The 18,508-nt window shown below is 60.0% G+C and carries 13 protein-coding genes; 7 read left to right on the top strand and 6 right to left on the bottom strand.

Annotation, left to right across the window (positions count from 1 at the left end):
• The first annotated feature begins 65 nt into the window (after positions 1–65).
• The 7 genes from ACOQFT_RS16415 (at position 66) to ACOQFT_RS16445 (ending at position 10,276) form a co-directional block, all read left to right on the top strand.
• Positions 66–2,108 carry a dynamin family protein gene (locus tag ACOQFT_RS16415; protein WP_421598965.1) on the top strand — a complete coding sequence of 681 codons (2,043 nt, stop codon included), beginning with the start codon at positions 66–68 and terminating at the stop codon, positions 2,106–2,108.
• Complete coding sequence (locus ACOQFT_RS16420; protein WP_421598966.1) at positions 2,105–3,391, top strand: dynamin family protein; 1,287 nt, start codon at positions 2,105–2,107, stop codon at positions 3,389–3,391. The genes ACOQFT_RS16415 and ACOQFT_RS16420 overlap by 4 nt, the downstream gene beginning before the upstream one ends.
• Before the next feature lie 339 nt (positions 3,392–3,730).
• Complete coding sequence (locus ACOQFT_RS16425; RefSeq protein WP_421598967.1) at positions 3,731–5,857, top strand: protein kinase domain-containing protein; 2,127 nt, start codon at positions 3,731–3,733, stop codon at positions 5,855–5,857.
• 180 nt (positions 5,858–6,037) lie between these two features.
• The gene (locus ACOQFT_RS16430; protein WP_421598968.1) at positions 6,038–7,060 is read left to right on the top strand and encodes an FHA domain-containing protein; all 1,023 of its coding nucleotides are present in this window, start codon (positions 6,038–6,040) and stop codon (positions 7,058–7,060) included.
• A gap of 3 nt (positions 7,061–7,063) precedes the next feature.
• On the top strand, positions 7,064–7,849 hold the full coding sequence (locus ACOQFT_RS16435; RefSeq protein WP_421598969.1) for a PP2C family protein-serine/threonine phosphatase: 786 nt from the start codon (positions 7,064–7,066) through the stop codon (positions 7,847–7,849).
• Between the two features lie 22 nt (positions 7,850–7,871).
• Positions 7,872–9,122, top strand: a complete 1,251-nt coding sequence (locus ACOQFT_RS16440; protein WP_421598970.1) for a peptidoglycan-binding protein LysM — start codon at positions 7,872–7,874, stop codon at positions 9,120–9,122.
• Positions 9,123–9,166: 44 nt separating this feature from the next.
• Positions 9,167–10,276, top strand: coding sequence for a peptidoglycan-binding protein LysM (locus ACOQFT_RS16445; RefSeq protein WP_421598971.1), 1,110 nt, complete (start codon positions 9,167–9,169; stop codon positions 10,274–10,276).
• 272 nt (positions 10,277–10,548) lie between these two features.
• Here ACOQFT_RS16445 and ACOQFT_RS16450 read toward each other — a convergent pair whose 3' ends face one another.
• The 6 genes from ACOQFT_RS16450 to ACOQFT_RS16475 all read right to left on the bottom strand — a co-directional run bounded on the left by ACOQFT_RS16450 (position 10,549) and on the right by ACOQFT_RS16475 (position 18,356).
• The gene (locus tag ACOQFT_RS16450) at positions 10,549–12,762 is read right to left on the bottom strand and encodes an NADP-dependent isocitrate dehydrogenase (protein ID WP_421598972.1); all 2,214 of its coding nucleotides are present in this window, start codon (positions 12,760–12,762) and stop codon (positions 10,549–10,551) included.
• A 245-nt stretch (positions 12,763–13,007) separates the two neighbouring features.
• A complete protein-coding gene (locus ACOQFT_RS16455; RefSeq protein WP_421598973.1) occupies positions 13,008–14,129 on the bottom strand; it encodes a tetratricopeptide repeat protein in 1,122 nt (373 codons plus the stop codon).
• A gap of 74 nt (positions 14,130–14,203) precedes the next feature.
• Complete coding sequence (locus ACOQFT_RS16460) at positions 14,204–15,229, bottom strand: trans-3-hydroxy-L-proline dehydratase (protein ID WP_421598974.1); 1,026 nt, start codon at positions 15,227–15,229, stop codon at positions 14,204–14,206.
• Positions 15,230–15,238: 9 nt separating this feature from the next.
• The gene (locus ACOQFT_RS16465; RefSeq protein WP_421598975.1) at positions 15,239–16,477 is read right to left on the bottom strand and encodes an NAD(P)/FAD-dependent oxidoreductase; all 1,239 of its coding nucleotides are present in this window, start codon (positions 16,475–16,477) and stop codon (positions 15,239–15,241) included.
• Positions 16,474–17,406 (bottom strand): proline racemase family protein, encoded by a 933-nt coding sequence (locus ACOQFT_RS16470; protein WP_421598976.1) that lies wholly within the window; start codon positions 17,404–17,406, stop codon positions 16,474–16,476. The genes ACOQFT_RS16465 and ACOQFT_RS16470 overlap by 4 nt, the downstream gene beginning before the upstream one ends.
• A complete protein-coding gene (locus ACOQFT_RS16475) occupies positions 17,397–18,356 on the bottom strand; it encodes a dihydrodipicolinate synthase family protein (RefSeq protein ID WP_421598977.1) in 960 nt (319 codons plus the stop codon). The genes ACOQFT_RS16470 and ACOQFT_RS16475 overlap by 10 nt, the downstream gene beginning before the upstream one ends.
• Positions 18,357–18,508 lie beyond the last annotated feature (152 nt).

The following is an 18,508-nucleotide window of genomic DNA, read 5'->3' on the forward strand; positions in this document are numbered from 1 at the left end:
GCGCCCCTTTCGTTCAATTTTTCGATGAATTCGATCCGTGATTACAGGTTACCAGGGTAAGGTTTATGAGTGAAAACAATCGTCGCGAGTTAATCCGTATTGCCGAAGACATGAACGGCGCCTCGAATGATGAGACCCGCCAGTTCATCTCACGCATCGTCAGCGACCTGACGAACCTGAAACCTTCGATTGCCTTTGTCGGGCAGATCAAGGCGGGCAAGTCCCGTCTGATCAACGGCTTCACTGGTCAGGCCGAATACCTGCCGTCGGACGTGAACCCCTGGACAACGGTGATCACCGACATGCATTTCGGCCACCCCTCGGGGCGGACCTCGGGGGCCGAGTTCCATTTCTTCGACAACCGCCAGTGGCAGGCGCTGATCGCCGAGGGCGAAGAGCTGCGCAACATGTTCCCCGATGACGAGGACAGCTATAAGCGCGAGATGATCGAAGAGCAGGTCGAGGCGATGAAAACCCGCGCCAAGCTGCGCCTGGGCGAAAGCTACAAACACCTGCTGGGGCAGCATCACGACCTTGACGAGCTGACTTCGGACGATCTGGCGCGCTATGTCTGTGCCGGGGATGATCCCACCGAAGCAGGCGAGCACGATCCGGGTTCGGATCGCGGCCTCTATAGCGACATCACCCGCAAGGCCGAGGTCTATTTCGACATCGGCCATTTCCCGTATCCGCTGACGGTGACCGACACGCCGGGCGTCAACGACCCGCTTCTGATTCGCGAAGAGATCTCGCGCCAGTACCTCAAGGAATCCGATTTCTTTGTGGTGGTTCTGTCGGCGCATCAGGCCCTGTCGCGGGCCGACCTGAAACTGTTCCGCCTGATGCAGGCGCTGGAACTGGGTCAGATCGTGGTCTTCATCAACCGCGTCGATGAGCTGGGCGGCGGCGCCGAAGATGCCGGCAAAGTCCGGGCCGATGTCATGGACGGCCTGGAAAAAGCCCTTGGAAACTCGGATATCGACGTATTGATGGGCAGCGCGCAATGGGCGCATTACGCCCTGACCGGTGACGAAACCGGCATCAATCACGACGAAGTCCTGGCCTGGCTGCGGGCGCACCCGGCACAGATGAAGCAATATCTGGACGGTGTCGAAGAGATCAAACAGGGCCCCGGCCCGATCAGCCGCGAGGGCGTGTTGCGCTTTGCCGCAATGATCGCCTCGGGCCTGCCGGACCTGCGCCGCCACGTGACCAGCGCCCTCACCGAGGGCCCGCGCAACGAACAGCTGCGGATGGCGTGGCAGCACCTCAACACGTTCGCGCAAGGCGAGGTCGAGCGTAGCAGGGCCCATCTGCGCGCAATCGAGGACGAATCCACGCCCACAGCCGAAAACAATGACGAGAATGACAAGACCCTGGCGGATCTGCGCGCGCTTGTTGCCGAGAAGATGGGCGGAATCGTCAACGACATGGACGATATTCTGGCCAATCTGCGCGGCGTCATGGACGACACCGTGGCCGAGGCCGTATCGTCCGTGGTGCGGGGTCCGAACGGGGATTCTCCGTTGCTGGCGAAGGGCGGCGAAACCGAGCTGAACTTCACCCCGCTGCGCGACCGTATGCGCGAGCTTGTTCAAGGTGCCACGCAGGTCGTGCGCCAACGGATGCTGAGCGAGCTGTATTCGGTCGATATGCAAAGCAACGCGGCCCTGCGCGCCCTGCCCGGCTGGCAGGACCCGACCGACAACCGCATGAACACCAGCGCCGTGCGCTGGTTCCGCCCGGACACCACGGCGCTGACCCGCGGCATAACGGTGGAACTTCGGGTCACCTGGCTGTCGCGTCTGATCTCACGCAAGAGCGTTGTGAGCCGGGCCGAACGCATGATCGTGCAGGAGTTCGAGATGATCGGCGACGATCTGGTGGACACCGCGCGCAGCGATCTGCTGGAACGTCTGAACACGGTTCTGGATCACTATTTGGCGCTGCTCGCTGGGCATCTTGAACATCGGGCCGGAAGCGGTGAAACCAATGAGCGCGCACAGGCACAAGAGGCCTTTGACCACGCGCAGCGCATCACCGAAGAGCTGGGCGCCATTTTTGGCCCTGATGAACTAGACAAACGATTAACAGAGGCTGCGGAATGATCGAATTTCCCGGAACCGAACAGGAAGTCAGACAACTTGAGCGCTTTCTGACCGCGACCGAAAACCTGCCAGCCGACACGGCGCTGGACGAGATGCGCGAGCGCGCTCTTGCCCATGCCGGGCGGCTGTCCAACGCGGTCAATATCGGTTTCGCCGGGGAATTCGGGGCTGGCAAATCCAGCCTCGCCAACATGCTGGCCGGGGCGGATATTCTGCCCACCGGACCGCAGCACCTGAAGCTGCCTCTGGTGATCGTCGCCTATTCCGAAACTCCGGAAACCACCGTCGGCTGGTGGGACAAAGAACCCAAGATCTATTCTGGCATCGCGCTGGAAAAAGCCGCCGCGGATGCGCCTGATTTCATCTCGGTCGGGCTGAACACCCCTGCCCTGCAGGAAATATCGCTGTTCGACCTGCCCGGAACCGGGGCGTTGGACGATACCTACAAGGAAACGCTCGATCTGCTGAAATTCGTGGATTGCGCGATCTGGTGCACCAACGGCACCAACGCCTGGCGCGAGACCGAACGGCATCTCTGGTCACGGGTCCCGCCGGAGCTGCGTGCCAACAGCCTGCTGGCCGTCACCCATGCCGACCTGCCACCGGTTCGCGATGCGCTGGACCGGGTTGTGTCGCGGCTCAACAAGGAAAAAGGTGACCTGTTCCGCACGGTCGTGCCGATCGGCACTCCGGTGGCTGTGCGCGCCATGGCGCAAGAGCCCGAGCCGGATTTCACCCTTTGGGAAACCTGCGGCGGCCAGAATCTGGCCGAACAGGTCCTGCAGCTCGCATCCGACCGCCGCCTGGCCGATCTGGAGGCCGCACGCGCCGATCTGAAACAGGATTTCCTGCCATTTCTGGAAACGCTGTCCGGCCCCGAAGTCGATCTGCAGCAGCCGGATACCGCGTCCATACACGCCGCGCTGGAATCCGCCTTGCCGCCGTTGGAAAATCCGATCCTCGAAGACTGGCTGGCCGCGATTGCCAGCATCTACGAAGATCTGCGCGAGTCGTCCGATATCGAACCTTCGGCCTTCCTGCATTCGTGTCAGGAAATCGTCGAGGATTTTGCCGAGCGTCTTGAGCAAGGCGGAGAGATCGACCCCAAGGCCGATTGGATACCGGGCGAGTTTGAAAAGGCCACGGATCTGCTATTGCTGCTGCAATTCGAAAGCGGCCACGCCCCTCTGAAGGACGCGATCAGCATTCTGGCGCAGCTCAGTGACAACCTGGCCTGGGCGGGCAGCCGGGTGGATTCGGTTCAGCCGAAAACCGGAACCTGACAACTTCTCGTTAAGATTGCGCCGCTATGCGGCGATTCGAGACCCGTGGAATCGGGTCTCGAACGTATCGACTCCGTTGACCAAGCAGAGACAAAGAGCCGTTCCCTCTGTATTTTGTGCAGAGCGTTTTTCAATATATAGACGCAATGCAGGGCTAAATCACAATATATAGTCATTCCATAAAAACGATCCATAGTGAAGCCATCAGGCGGCCCCAATAAAGTCAAAATTGAAACGTCTAACCGTCTCAAGTGTCCTGCGGTTGTGTTTGGTTGCGAGTTCAGGGGCGAATTTGCCCAGTTAAGAAAACCGCAAAACGATCAGAACGGGCGGAAAGAAATGAGCCACAACCAGGCGGTCGGTGCATCGCACGACGAACCGAAAATCGAAGGACTTCAACCCGGCGCAAAGCTGCTGCGCGGACAGTACGAAATCCTGCGTTTCCTCAGCAATGGCGGTTTCGGAATTACCTATCTGGCGCGTGACAGTCTGGACCGGGACGTGGTGATCAAAGAGTGCTTCCCTGGCGCGCTGTGTCATCGCAACGGCGATCTGGTCGAACCGGCCGATCCCGGCCACACGGACGATCTGCGCGCGATCATCGACCTGTTCATTCAAGAAGCCCGAAATCACGCGCGTCTGGTCCATCCGAATATCGTCGACGTCCATCAGGTGTTCGAGGACAACAACACCGCCTATATCGCGATGGATTTCATCAAGGGTTGCGACCTGCTGGACTATGTCGAAAACACCGACAACAAAACCGGCCCCGAGTTCATCGTTCAGGTCACCGAAAAGATGCTGTCCGCGGTGTCTTTCATCCACCAGAGCGGAATGCTGCACCGGGATATCTCGCCCGATAACATCCTGATTGATGAAAACGGCGATCCGGTTCTGATCGATTTTGGTGCCGCGCGCGAACAGGCCGCGAACCAATCCGCTGCGCTGTTGACCCTGCGCGTGATCAAAGACGGATATTCGCCGCATGAGTTCTACGTACGCGGTGCCGAACAAGGCCCGAGCAGCGACCTCTATGTGCTGGCCGCAACGCTGTATCACGCCATCAGCGGCGAGCGTCCGATTGACGGTCAGACCCGCCTGAACGCCTTCAACAACGGTCGGCAAGACCCTTACGCCCCGCTGGCCGGACAGTTCAAAGGCTATCCCGATGGTTTCCTAGAGGCGATCGACAAGGCGATGGAGGTGCACGTCACTGACCGCCTGCAAAGCGCGCTGGACTGGCTGCGCATGTTCCGCGGCCCCAGCGTCATGTTCGATACGTTCGACTATCGCCCGGTCTCGGTCATCGTGGGTATGGACCGCAAAGATGAAGAGGCCGAAAAGGCCCGGATCAAGGCCGAAAGCGAAAACGCCGAAGCCGTGGTCACTGCCCTGTTGGCCGGAAATGCCGATCTTGCTTTGGGCAATGAAGACAAGAACGAAGATGAACTTGCCAAGTTCACGGCCAAAGAAGAAGCCGCTGTCGCCGTCGATACCGTGGTCAAAAGCGGATCGGGTGGCAGCGGCAAACTGATTGCCGGCGCAGCTGTCATCGCCGTTGGTCTGGCAGCGGGCGGTTATTTCCTGATGTCCGGCGAAAAGAACGAACCGGCACAGGATGTTGCAGTTGCATCAGCACCTGCAGTCCCGGAAACAGAAGAACAGGTGGCAGTAACGCAAGAACCTGTCGAGCAGGTCGCCGCCACCGACAACGCACCGGAACAGGCTGATCCGGCACCAGTAAAGGCAGAACCAACTCAGGCGCCTGTCGAGCAGACACAGGACCAATCGGCTGATCCGGAACAGGCCCGGACAGCCGAAACTCTGCCAACCTCACCGGCCCCGGCTGCATCAGCCCCGCCGGCCGAAACGCAGGTTGCGTTCTCGCATTGGGATGTCGAGATTCCGTTCCAGACCTCCAGACGTCGTGCATCGACCGGCAGCATCATCGCCGTGACCGGAGTTAATCCGGCGCAGGACATGTCGGTGATCGGTGACTGGGTCAAACGCGGTGACGCGATTTATACGCTGAACGGCGAACCCATCCGCGAAAACACAAGCTTTGCTGCACAGGTGCTGGACGATCTGGCAATTGATCCCGACGGGTATATCCGCGTGACGGCCCGCTACCGCCCGCTGGGCAAAACCCTTGCTCAGAACGGGTTGCTGGCGCTGCCTGCAATCCGCGTTGTCGGGCTGGAAAACGGCTACGGCTTTACCGTTCGCAATGAGGATGGTCAGAACTGGACAACTCTTGTCACCACCGTGCCTGCCGATGCGGCCGGTGGCCTGAAGCGGGGCGATGTTCTGATCTCGGAAGCGCAATCCGGGACGACCATCGACGGCCAGGAAAGCCTGGATGCCATGCTGAACGCTTTGGTTGCGGAAAAACAGTCTCAGGCCCGCCTGACGGTGATGCGCGACGGCACCCCGACGGATGCCTTTATGCCGCTGACGCAGGAGTAATCTGACCGGTCGCAAGTGATCTGCCGCTATGTGAAAGCTGAGGGTGGTGCCCGGAAATCCGCCACCCTGACGGGGACCGGCCCGCCACGGCAGATAGAAGTTGGTTTGATTTCCGTATCATAAGTGCCGTTGTGCCGATGCGCGCAGAGGTGAATAGCAGCCCCGCAGGACGCAGGTTCTGTGAAAGACAGCAAAGGTATCGACATCATGTTCAAGTACAAAAGCCCTCTCAGTCGGCTTCTCGAAGGTGCTGGCAAAGCCAAGGAACCCGAAGCCGAAACCGAAATCACCGAAACCGAGGTCGCAGAATCCGCCGCGCCCGAGGCTGAAAAGCCCCAGCCGATTGCCGATTTCAACGCATTGCGCGCCGCCCTGGGTGGCGGAAACATGTCTTCCGAAAGCTACGAGGACAGTGACGACCTGATCCCTGAAGAGGGGATGCGCGAGTTTTCGGAGGATGTAGCCGACGACGCAGATGACGAGGTTGTTCTGACCGAGGTCGTCGCCGAAGATCACGACAATATTTTCGAGGCCCCCGAAGCGCAGCCCGAACCGGAAGAGCCTGTCGTAACCCTGCACGTCGCCACCGAGGAAGACGCCGCGGTGGAACCGCCCGCTCAGGACGAAGCGGTTGTCGAGGTGGTCGTTGAAACGGTGGAACCGGAACCTGTGGCACAGGCCGAGCCCACACCCGAAGTTCAGCCCGAGCCGCAACAGCCAGTCGCAGACCCAGCCCCTGCCGAAGACCGTCGCGGTCGCGTCAAGACCACCTTCCTGGGGTTCGAACGCGCGGACACACATGTTCAGGACCTGATCGAAAGCACGGAACCGGTCGCCAAGACCGAGACCGCGCAAGAGACCTTTCCGGTTGGCTGGCTGGTTGTCACCGCTGGTCCGGGTCGGGGCGCATGTGTCACATTGACCGAGGGCCTGATGCAGATTGGCCGCAACGACGATCAGGCCATTCAGCTGGACTTTGGCGACACCGGCATCTCGCGCAGCAGCCATGCGGTGATCGCTTACGACCCCGAGGACCGAAAATGCTATCTGGGACACGGCGGCAAGGCCAATCTGGTGCGCCTGAACGGCAAACCGGTTCTCAGCACTGTTGCACTGTCCAGCGGCGACCTCATCCGCATCAGCGAAACCTCAATCCGCTTTGCCGCCTTCTGCGATGACGGCTTTGACTGGCGGGATGCCTGATAGATGCTGGCGCAACCGGCATATGATATTGCGCTGATCCTGGATCAGGGTCAGCGCGACACGCAGGAAGACGCGATTGCCGCGCGCATGTTCGATGCAGCGGATGCAGGCTATGTCGTGATTGCGGACGGTATGGGCGGCCACGCGGCGGGCGAGGTCGCCTCGGATCTTGTCGTCGCAGCCTGGCGTGAATCCCTGGACGCCGAACTTGAAAATACCCCCCTGTCCGAAGCCGCAGCGGTCGATGCATTGCCGTTGGCGGCGATGCAGGCCAACGCAGCGATCGCGGCCCATTGCGAAGGCAAAGGCGACAAGTTCAACATGGGGTCGACCCTGTTGGGGCTGCTGTTGCTTGGTCGCCGCGCGTTCTGGATCTCAATCGGTGACAGCCCACTGTACCTGTTCCGCGACGGGGTTCTGCGCCAGATCAACGAAGATCACTCGATGGCGCCGGTGATCGACGCACAGGTGGCCGAGGGCAAACTGACCGAAGCCGAAGCACAGGCACATCCTGATCGCAACCAACTGACCTCGGTTGTCATGGGGGCCGCGATCCCCAAGGTCGATTGCCCCGAAGAACCGCTGGAACTGACCGCATCGGACGTATTGATCCAGGGCAGTGACGGGCTGCAATACCTCAGTGACGCAGAAATTCAGACCATCGTGCAGGGCAACGCACAGGCCTGGGCGCAGGATATCGCCGACGCGCTGTGGCAGGCCCTTCGGACCAAAGGCGACCCGGATCAGGACAATACCTCGATCGGCGTTGTGAAACTTACAAGAAACTAACAAAGGCAAAGCTACAGGACCCATGAAACCCCATCTGTTCATATCCAGCCTGGCACTTGCTGCTGCGGCCGGCGCCGCCTCGGCGCAAGAGGCATGCTCGACCTATGAAATCCAGCGTGGCGATAGCCTGCGCGAGCTGGCCATCGACGTGTATTCGACCGAAGATTTCCGCATCATCTTTGACGCCAACCGCGATGTGATCGGCAACAACCCGAACGTCATCCGGGTGGGTGATGTGCTGACCCTGCCCTGTCTCGAAGAGATCGGGCGCGCGCCGGCAGCGCCGCAAACAGAAGCCGAAGCAATGGCCGCAGAACTTGTCAAGGCTGCGGAAAAACGCGCCGAAAAGGCAATCGCCGACGCCGAAGCCAGGGTTGCCGAGGCCGAAGCCGAAGCCAGAAAGGCCAGCGAAGACGCCGTGATCGCAGCCAGAGCCGAGGCCAAAAAGGAAATCGAAGCCGCCCGTGCCGAAGGGGCCGCCCTGATCCGCAACGCGGATGAAGGTGAACGCCCAGAGATCCGGGACCGCCAGTTGCTGCTGATCACCGGCGGCGACTATGCGCCCTTCACCGACGAGGACCTGCCCCATCGCGGCCTCTATACCAATCTGGTGGAAACCGCGATGCTGCGCGCCGCGCCGGAACAGAACTACAAGATCCAGTTCGTCAACGACTGGTCCTCGCATCTGGACCTGCTGATGCCGACACTGGCCTTTGACGCCACTTTCCCCTGGTCGCGCCCGAATTGCGACGAGGCCGCAGCGCTGTCCGAAAAAGACCGCGAGCGTTGTGAAACCTACAACTTCTCGAACCCGTTCTACGAGGTTGTGGACACGTTCTTTGCCCGTGATGGCTCGGGCTATGAACAGACCCTGACCTATGCCGATTTTGCCGGCACCACGATCTGCCGCCCCGAGGGCTGGTCGCTGTCGCATATGGACGCGGTGGGCCTTTACGAACCCGCGATCACTCTGATGCGCCCGGTTTCACCGGATGACTGCTTTCATGCGGTCATGGACGGCACGGCCGATATCGTGGCGATCGAGGCCCATCTGGCGGTCGAGGCAATCGGGCGGCTGGGATACGAACACCGCATCATCGAAAACCCCAACCTGGCGGCGATCAAGTCGCTTAACGTCATGACCCACAAAGATAATCCGGATGGGGAAGCGATCCTTGAGACGCTCAACCAGGGTCTGGCGATCATGCAGCAATCTGGAGAGTGGCGAGACATCGTTTCAACCGCTCTGCGTCATCAAATGGAAAATGGCTAAGGCCCAAACCGGCCTGACAACAAAAATGTCTGGAGGAAGTGGACATGTTAGAATTCAACCTGAAGAAAGTCGTGATGTCGGCCACCGCCGTCACTGCCCTTAGCGCCGGAGCCGCTGCCGCGCAGGAAGCCTGTACAAATTATACCGTCGAAGACGGCGATACGATGGCCACCATCGCAATCGCGGCCTATGGCACCTCGAACTATCAGCCGATCTTCAACGCAAACCGCAACGTCATCACCAACCCGAACGCCCTGGCCCCCGGTCTTGTGCTGGCCCTGCCCTGTGAAGACGGCAGCCTGCCGAATGGCCAGTCCGCACAGGAAATCATCGCGGCCGAGGAAGCACGCGCCGCCAGCGTCAAGCGGTCGAGCGTCTACGAGCCGCCGATCAAGCTGGTGACCGGCAATGGCTGGGCGCCGTTCGCCGATGAATCGCTGAATGGCGGCGGCGCGATCACCCGTCTGGGCACAACAGCGCTGCAGCGTGGTGGCAACGCGCGCGACTATTCGATCAGCTTCGTGGACGATTGGAACTCGCACCTGGAAACGCTGCTGCCGTTGGGCGCGTTTGACGTGTCGATGGCGTGGAACATGCCGGACTGCACCAACCGCACCTATGAGTGGTCATGGGAAACCGAAGTGCGCTGCACCCAGTTCGACGCATCCGTGCCCGTCTATGACATCGTTGTGGGTTTCTACACCCTGCCGGAAAGCGACTACGCAAACGCCACCACGTTCACTGAATTGGAAGGCGCAACGATCTGCCGTATGGATGGGTGGTTCATCCACGACCTCGAACAAGAAGGTCTGCACAACGGCGACACCATGACCCTCATGCAGCCGATCACTGCGCGTGAGTGCCTTGACGCTGTTCTGACCGGCACCGCTGATATTGCAACCTTCGAGGTTCAGCTCTTCTCTGACACTATGGTGGAAATGGGCCTCACCTCGAACGATCTGGTGGAAAACCCGTTTGTAACTTCGCTGTCCTCACTGCGTTTCATCAGCCACCGCAGCAATCCGTTCGGAAAACAATATCTGGCGATGCTGAACAAAGGCCTGAACGAGATGCGGGAATCCGGCGAATGGTACGCCATCGTTTCGGACACGCTGCGCGAGCATAACGAGAAACTGATGGCAGCGTCGAACTGATCCCTCGGTTCAGCTGACAACTAAGGGGCTGGTCTCAGGACCGGCCCTTTTTTGTCCAGAACCCTGCGTTTCTGCAAACCAATCAAAGCACCTACGGGAATCCCCCAATATCCAGCCGCGCTGGAGGTGATATTCTGTAAGCAACTAACCGGTGAGGCTCTGCCTCTCCACTCACTCAAAAAGGGGCTGACTTTGGGGGTCAGCCCCTTTTTCTAATCAACACACTGATCTGAAATGCAAAAAGCCACGCCTTTCGGCGTGGCCTTGACGGATCAGCCGATGATCGCGTTCAAAGTTGCGCTGGGGCGCATCACCGCTGCGGTCTTGGCGGGATCGGTGTGATAGTACCCGCCCAGATCGGCAGGCGCGCCTTGTGCGGCGGCCAGTTCACCCAGGATCTGCTCTTCGTTGTCGGCCAGCTCCTTGGCGATGGGCGCGAATTCGGCCGCCAGTTCCGCATCGTCGGATTGTGCCGCCAGAGCTTCGGCCCAGTAACGCGCAAACCAGTAGTGGCTGTCACGGTTGTCGGGCTGGCCTACCTTGCGGCTGGGCGATTTGTTGTTGTCCAGAATGCCCTGCGTTGCGGCCTCGGCCGCGGCACCCAGAACACCGGCCTTGGCGTTGCCCTTGCTGTCGGCCAAAAAGTTCAGCGATTCACCCAGCGCACAGAACTCACCCATCGAGTCCCAACGCAGGTGGTTTTCCTCGACCAGCTGCTGCACGTGTTTCGGCGCCGAACCTCCCGCACCGGTTTCAAACAGACCGCCGCCTTTCATCAGTTTGACGATGGACAGCATCTTGGCCGATGTGCCCAGCTCCAGGATCGGGAACAGGTCGGTCAGATAATCCCGCAGCACGTTGCCGGTGATCGCAATCGAGTCCTTGCCAGCTGTGATGGTTTCCAGCGATTGACGGGTTGCTTCACGCGGCGCCATGATCTGGAACTTGTCGGCCACACCCGCAGCCTCAAGCGCCGGTTTGACGTATTTGATCAGCTCGGCATCGTGGGCGCGGTTTGCGTCCAGCCAGAAGATCGCCTCGGACCCGGTCAGTCGCTGGCGGTCCATCGCCAGTTGAATCCAGTTCTCGATCGGCGCTTTCTTGACGGTGCAGGACCGCCAGATATCGCCCTTTTCAACGTCATGGCTGAGCAATGTCTCGCCATTGGCCAGGACGACACGGATAGTCCCGTCGGCAGGCGCTTGGAACGTGGTCGGGTGCGAGCCATATTCCTCGGCCTTCTGCGCCATCAGACCAACGTTGGCGACGGCACCGGCGGTGGCCGGGTTCAGCGCGCCATTGGCTTTGAAGAAGTTGACGGTCTCGTCATAGACACCGGCATAGCAGCGGTCGGGGATCACACAGTTGGTGTCACCCTTGGCACCGGTCTCATCCCAGCCCTTACCACCTGCGCGGATCACGGCGGGCATCGAGGCGTCGATGATCACGTCCGACGGCACGTGCAGGTTGGTGATGCCCTTGTCGCTGTCGACCATATACATCGACGGACGGTCGCCTTTCAGCGCGTCAATGGCGGCCACGATCTCGGCATTGTCCTTGACGCGGTCCAGCAGGTCACCCAGACCCGAGTTCGGGTTCACACCCAGCGCATCCAGCTCGGCGCCGAATTTCTCGAACACCGGGGCCAGCCAGGCTTTGACCGCATAGCCAAAGATGATCGGGTCCGACACTTTCATCATGGTCGCTTTCATATGCAGCGAGAACATGGTGCCGTCTTTCCTGGTGTCTTCGATGGCATCGGCCAGGAACGCCGACAGGGCCTTGACCGACATGAAGGTCGCGTCCGCCACGGTGCCTTCGTCCAGCGTCCAACCGTCTTTCAGTACGGTCACACTGCCGTCTTTGCCGACGAATTCGATCTTTGCATTACCAGCCTGCGCCGCAGTGATGGTCGCCGATTTTTCGTTTGCGTAGAAATCGTTATCCGACATCGACGAGACTTTGGTTTTGCTGTCTGCGGACCACTCGCCCATAGAATGCGGGTTGTTCTGAGCGTAGTTTTTAACGGCCTTTGCCGCGCGGCGGTCGCTGTTGCCTTCGCGCAGAACCGGGTTCACGGCCGAGCCCTTGATGGCATCGAAACGCGCGCGGATCGCCTTTTCGGCGTCGTTCGCGGGCTCTTCAGGGTAGTTCGGGATATCGTAGCCCTGCGCCTGCAGCTCTTCGATCGCGGCCACCAGCTGCGGGACCGAGGCCGAGATGTTCGGCAGCTTGATCACGTTGGCCTCGGGCGTTTTCACCAGCTCACCCAGTGCGGCCAGATCGTCAGTGATACGCTGTGCCTCGGTCAGGTTTTCCGGAAAGGTCGCCAGAATACGGCCCGCCAGCGAAATATCCTTGGTTCCAACGCTGACGCCCGCGGCGCCAGCGAACTTGCGAATGATCGGCAGGAACGACGCGCTGGCCAGCTCGGGCGCTTCGTCTACAATGGTATACAATATATCGAAGTTCGATTTTTCTGCCATATTCTTTTACCTTTTTTAAGCCTTTCGGGGCGTGCGATCCAAGAGTGTGCCACGTATTCGTGGCTGCGGATGGGGCGCGAGAATCCTACCGCCCCAAGGGTGACTCTGATTTGACAGGGCCTCCCATAAATCAGGTTGCGTTTCGGATCAATCCTCTAGTGGGGGCGCAAATTGACACGGGGTTGACGATTGGGGTCAAGCCAATTCCAGTTTGATAGGCCGTTCCGACCGCAGTCCGGGTTTTTCTACTGGACTCCAAAATCCGCATACCCGCCGGAAGCCGCAAGCTGCTGGACATAATCCGTGATCGTTTGACTCAAATGATTGGCAGAACCCGCCTCAGCCTCTGGAGACACTGACACACCGGTTTCTCGAATGAGGCAAAAGAAATACTCTCGATCAAAACGCCGGGCATCTTTCAGAAAGATGTTAATCTCGTGCTGAGCCAGATCAGTTCTTCCTAATTCCGCATATGTTTGGGCACGGGTTATCCATTCTTGATTCCCGCGCAGGCCCAACCATTCATCGACCCTCTGACCCCATCTTTCGACAATCCCCTTTCGGTCATAGGATCTTTGCGCGGTCCATCGGGCGTAGTCTTCAACGAATTCCACGCCTTTCTCCTCATCACCAATCTTCAGATGAACCATGGCCGGGAAAAACAGATTGGTGACTCCGTTCGACTCCAAACGAGACACTCCGTTCGCAGCCGCAAGACCCTTTTCGGCGTCACCTGTTCCGTTCAGGTGAAGCAATAAACGACCAAGGTGCACCCACATCTGATCGGGCCAACGTTTTTCCGCCTGAGTCAGAAACTTTTCCGTTGCGCCAAGCCCATCCACTTCGAAATACGTGTTTGCCAGGTCCCAACCCGCTTCGTTATAAGCCGGATCAATCTCCAGAGTTTTCTCATATCCCTCTATCGCATCCGCAAAATTGCCCTGACGCTGATCGAACCGCGCCTTGTGGTACCGGGATGGCGCACTGCTGGGATTAAGGGCGACCGCTTTGGAATAGGCTGCATCAGAGCCGGCCACATCCTCTACGGCCTCCAGCGCCAAAGCCCGCCGTAAGACCGGAGTTGCATCCAGGGGCTGAAGGGCGGACGCCGCAGTGTAATCCGCGATCGCCTCGTCATAGCGTTTGCCGGAATAAAAAGCCCAGCCGCGGGCAGAGATCAGCCTGCTCTGCTGCGCCGGGGTAAGGTCGTCGATCTTCATAAGCGCCGAGCAGGTGGCAACAACGCCGGCCATGCTGCCCTTGTTCCCCATGCAGGTCGCGGACATCTCCGCATAGTCGGGCATGGGGTTCAGCGACCATATCGCGGTCGCAATCACGATGATCAGGGCGGCAAGGCGTAACTTCATGAAGGCTCGGTTTTGGAAATCTGCTCTTCTATAGGTAGAAACCGCCGCCCACGAATTCAAGCTATCCCAACCGGTTACACGCCCCATGTGTCGCTCAACCGATACCCGCCGGGCCAGGGGTCATCCGGGTCCAGCATGTGTTGATGCGTGCCGGTAATCCAGCCTCGGCCGCTGATTTCGGGGATGATGGCGGGGCGGTCGCCGACTTGGGCTTGCCCGACAATCCGTCCGGTGAAGCGCGAGCCGATGATCGAGACCGCCTCGAAGGTCTGGCCGACGCTCATTTGACCCTTTGCGGCCATCAGGGCCATTCGGGCCGAGACCGCCGTGCCGGTGGGGGATCGGTCAACCTTGCCTGGCTGAATGGCGACCGCGGATTTGCCGGTCAGGCCGGTTTCGGTTTTATCCAGCGGCCCGCAAAAGGCGCAGAAGGAGATGTGATCCCAATCCGGGTTCTCCGGGTGGGCAAACCCAAGCTGTTCATTGGCCGCGTTGGTGATTGCCACACCCATGCGCGCGATGTCGCGAGCCTCGTCTTCGACGATCTCGAACCCCAGCGCCGCCGCATCGACCACAACGAAACTGTCCCCGCCATAGGCCGTGTCCACGGTCAGGGTGCCGATGCCCGGAACCTCCAGCGGGGCCGATATCTTGTCAGCAAAACTGGGCAGGTTCTGCACGAAAATACGCTTGGCCTTGCCGTTTCGGCATTCGGCCCGGACTTTCACCAACCCACCGGGGGCCTCAAGCGTCATCCGCGTCTCGGGCTCTTGCATCGGAATGATCCCGCCATCCAGCAAAACGGTGGACACGCAGATCGAGTTTGAGCCGGACATGGGCGGCGTGTCTTCCGGCTCCATGATTATAAAGGCGGCGTCGGCCTCGGGGTGTTTCGGCGGCACCAGCAAATTGACGTGTCGAAACACGCCCCCGCGCGGCTCGTTCAGCACGAAGTTTCGCAGGGTCTGGTCCTGCGCGACAAAGGCGCGTTGCTCCCAGATGGTCGCGCCGGGTGGCGGTTGAACACCCCCGACGATGACATCGCCTACCTCACCTTCAGCATGGGCCGAGATCACGTGAATGGTTTTGATGCTGCGCATGACCTGCCCTCAAAAACGTGAAGCCGAGAAGGGGATCAGTGAAATCTGGCCCGGTTGATCGTCAATCAGCGCGCCGACCAGTTCAGCGGTTCCTGCCGATTGGGTCAGGCCCAGATGGCCGTGGCCGAATGCGTAGATCACGTCCCTTGCCTGAGGCGAGGCCCCGATCACCGGCAGACTATCGGGTAGCGACGGACGAAACCCCATCCATTGCGTGCCGCCCTCGGTGTTCAGACCGGGCAGAAACTGCGTGGCTTTCTGCAACAGCGTATCAGCCCGTTCGAAATTCGGGGGGAGTTCCAGCCCCCCCAGCTCAACCGCGCCGCCGATCCGAACGCCGCCATTGATCCGGCTGGCGACAAAGCCGTGGCGCGAGAATGTCAGGTGCATCCGCAGGTCAAACGCGCCTTCGGGAAGGGTTGTGTTATAGCCGCGTTCGGTTTCCAGTGGGATGTGATCGCCGAGTGTTCGCGCAAGGTGATGAGACCATGCACCGGCGCACAGCACGACCTTGTCCGCCTCAACCCCACCTTCCGCCAGCGTGATCCGCATACCGCTGTCGGTGGGAGTCAGTGCGCGGATTTCCTGGCGGTTAATCCGGCCACCTCGGTCCTGAAACGTTTTCGCCAGGTGCTCGACCCATTTCTTCGGGTCGACGGTGTTGATCCAGTTGGGCGTGAACCCGGCATGGGTGAACCGAGGGCTAAGGCCGGGTTGTCTCTCGGCAATCGCTTCGCGGCTTTCCAACAGGTCAAATTCAATCCCATGGTGGCGGCGCAGCTCCCACGTAGGCAGGCTGGCGCGGTACTCGACCTCGCTTTCGTAAAGCTGCATCTGGCCGTCGCGCTGCATCATCGCCTCGCCGTCCACCGATGCGAGCAGCCGGGTCAGGGCTGCGCTGGACAGTTCCATCAGACTGGCCTGGGCGCGCAAGAGATCCTTGTAACGGCCTGGACGGCTGGCGCGCCAAAAGCGGAACATCCACGGCGCGATTTTCAATGCATAGGTGGGTGGAATGGACAGCGGCCCCAGCGGGTCCAGCAGCCATTTCGGTGCCTTTTTCATGATGCCTGGGGTTGCAAGCGGCTCCACCTCGGAAAAGGCAAAGGCGCCCGCGTTTCCGGCCGAGGCCTGCGCGGCGACGCCTTCGCGATCCAGAACCAGAACGGAGTGGCCCCGGCGCTGCAATTCCAGCGCCGTTGTGATGCCGATGATACCGGCGCCGATCACAACGACATGCTTGGTCATAGCTCTATGCCTTCTTTGAAAGGATCGTTTGCGTCAAAAAACAGCTTTGCCTCGGCCATGATATGCGCCTGCCCGGTGATCGAGGGGATGACCCCTCCGTTCGGCCCCGATTGATAGGACAGGCGATAGGCGCTGCCGATGACGCTGTGCTGGACGATTTCTTCTCCGGGGGCCAGCGCACCGTCCGCTGCCAGACACGCCAGCCGCGCTGAACTGCCGGTGCCACAGGGCGAACGGTCGTAGTTATCATCTGGGCACAGCACAAAGTTGCGGCTGTGGATCGTTGGATCGGGGGAGGCGTCCTGAAAGATCACGTGATCGATTGGCTCCCCCTGCTCTCCTCCGATGCTCTGCGCGATCGAGGCCTTACGGATCGCGATCGTCATATCGGTCAACTCGCCGATATTGCCGCTCTCAACCGGGATCGGGCTGGGATCGACAATGAAGAACCAGTTGCCACCATAGGCAACATCCCCCGTCACCGCGCCATAGCCCGGCACATCCAATGTCACATCACTGTCGACCCGGCGGCTTTCGATGTTCGTGACGGTGACGGTATTGGCATCGTGCAGCTCAACCGTCACGACCCCGGCGGGGGTTTCGATTTTGTGACGGCCGGCACCAATCCGCCCCATATGCGCCAGCGTCACCGTCAGGCCAATGGTGCCATGGCCGCACATGCCCAGCACGGCGTCCACGTCGAAATAGATCACACCGGTCACGCAGGACGGATCAACCGGCTCGACCAGCAGGGCGCCGACCATGGCGGGTTGGCCGCGTGGCTCCAGCATGATCGACCGATAAAACCCTTCATGTTCGGTCGCCAGCCTGCGGGCGCGTTCAGCCAAGGGGCCAGAGCCCAGATCCGGCGCGCCGTCGAGGATGACCCGTGTCGGTTCACCCCCGGTATGGCTGTCGATCACATGCATTCAGCGATCACTCCACCCTGTTTTGACCAGTCGGCGAACCATGTGCGGAACAGGTCGTATTGCTGTTCGCAATAGTTGCGCTGCGCATCGGTCAGCTCATCGGTTTCGTTGAAGTGCAGACGGTATTCCTGTTCCCCGTTCAGCACCAGAAGATGCTTGTAATACAGCACCAGATCGGGGCCTTCGTCAAAGCTGGAAAGCACCTGGATCGCCTCGGTCAGTTCCTGCGCCCGTTGACGCGCCTCGGCATTCCCTTGAGCGGCTTTTTGAGACAGCGTGGCCAGAAGTAGCGCCTCACGCGGTAAGGCGGTACCGATGCCGGTGATCGACCCGGTCGCGCCGCAATTGACGAAGCCGTGGTAAACCTCGGTGTCCACGCCGACCATCAGGGTCACCTGATCGTCCTGACAGGTGATGTTTTCGGCCGCATAGCGCAGGTCATCCTTGCCGCCGAATTCCTTGAAGCCGATCAGGTTGGGGTGTTCGGCACGCAAGGCAAAGAACAGTTCAGCGCGGGTGGCAAAACCGTAATACGGGCTATTGTAGATGATCGCAGGTACATCCGGCGCGGCGGACAGGATCGCCTTGAAATGGTTCTTTTGCGCGCCCGGAGACGTGCCGCGCGACAGCACGCGTGGGATCACCATAAGGCCGACCGCGCCAACCTTCTGCGCATGTGCCGCATGGGCCACAGCGGATTTGGTGTTGATGGCTCCGGTGCCGACCACAACGGGCAACCCAGCAGCGACCAACCGCTCGACGCCCTCCATCCTCTGCTCGTCGGTCAAGAGCGGCCAGTCGCCCATCGATCCGCAATAGACGACCGCCGACATGCCCGCGTCGATCATCTGTTTCCCCTTGCGCACCAACGCATCGAAATCCGGAGTGCGATCCGCCTTACATGGGGTCATGAGCGCAGGCATGGTGCCGGTGAAAACGTTGTTCGACATCGGTTCTATCCTTTGAAAATGCAGGGTCGGGACGGGCGGAATGGGCCCTTTCAACCCGCCATAACGGATATTGGATACAAAATCCAGAAAAATTGAAGCCAAGAAAAAACGCGCCAGATCGAAGGATCGGCGCGCTTGATTTGGGTTGTTGT

This window comes from Ruegeria sp. MALMAid1280, from assembly GCF_049195285.1.
Classification (GTDB): Bacteria; Pseudomonadota; Alphaproteobacteria; order Rhodobacterales; family Rhodobacteraceae; genus Ruegeria.

Excerpts from the sequence above, each read along its gene's own strand:
- ACOQFT_RS16415 (WP_421598965.1), top strand. The coding sequence starts at position 66 with ATGAGTGAAAACAATCGTCGCGAGTTAATCCGTATTGCCGAAGACATG.
- ACOQFT_RS16420 (WP_421598966.1), top strand. The coding sequence starts at position 2,105 with ATGATCGAATTTCCCGGAACCGAACAGGAAGTCAGACAACTTGAGCGC.
- ACOQFT_RS16425 (WP_421598967.1), top strand. The coding sequence starts at position 3,731 with ATGAGCCACAACCAGGCGGTCGGTGCATCGCACGACGAACCGAAAATC.
- ACOQFT_RS16435 (WP_421598969.1), top strand. The coding sequence starts at position 7,064 with ATGCTGGCGCAACCGGCATATGATATTGCGCTGATCCTGGATCAGGGT.
- ACOQFT_RS16440 (WP_421598970.1), top strand. The coding sequence starts at position 7,872 with ATGAAACCCCATCTGTTCATATCCAGCCTGGCACTTGCTGCTGCGGCC.
- ACOQFT_RS16445 (WP_421598971.1), top strand. The coding sequence starts at position 9,167 with ATGTTAGAATTCAACCTGAAGAAAGTCGTGATGTCGGCCACCGCCGTC.
- ACOQFT_RS16450 (WP_421598972.1), bottom strand. The coding sequence starts at position 12,762 with ATGGCAGAAAAATCGAACTTCGATATATTGTATACCATTGTAGACGAA.
- ACOQFT_RS16455 (WP_421598973.1), bottom strand. The coding sequence starts at position 14,129 with ATGAAGTTACGCCTTGCCGCCCTGATCATCGTGATTGCGACCGCGATA.
- ACOQFT_RS16460 (WP_421598974.1), bottom strand. The coding sequence starts at position 15,229 with ATGCGCAGCATCAAAACCATTCACGTGATCTCGGCCCATGCTGAAGGT.
- ACOQFT_RS16465 (WP_421598975.1), bottom strand. The coding sequence starts at position 16,477 with ATGACCAAGCATGTCGTTGTGATCGGCGCCGGTATCATCGGCATCACA.
- ACOQFT_RS16470 (WP_421598976.1), bottom strand. The coding sequence starts at position 17,406 with ATGCATGTGATCGACAGCCATACCGGGGGTGAACCGACACGGGTCATC.
- ACOQFT_RS16475 (WP_421598977.1), bottom strand. The coding sequence starts at position 18,356 with ATGTCGAACAACGTTTTCACCGGCACCATGCCTGCGCTCATGACCCCA.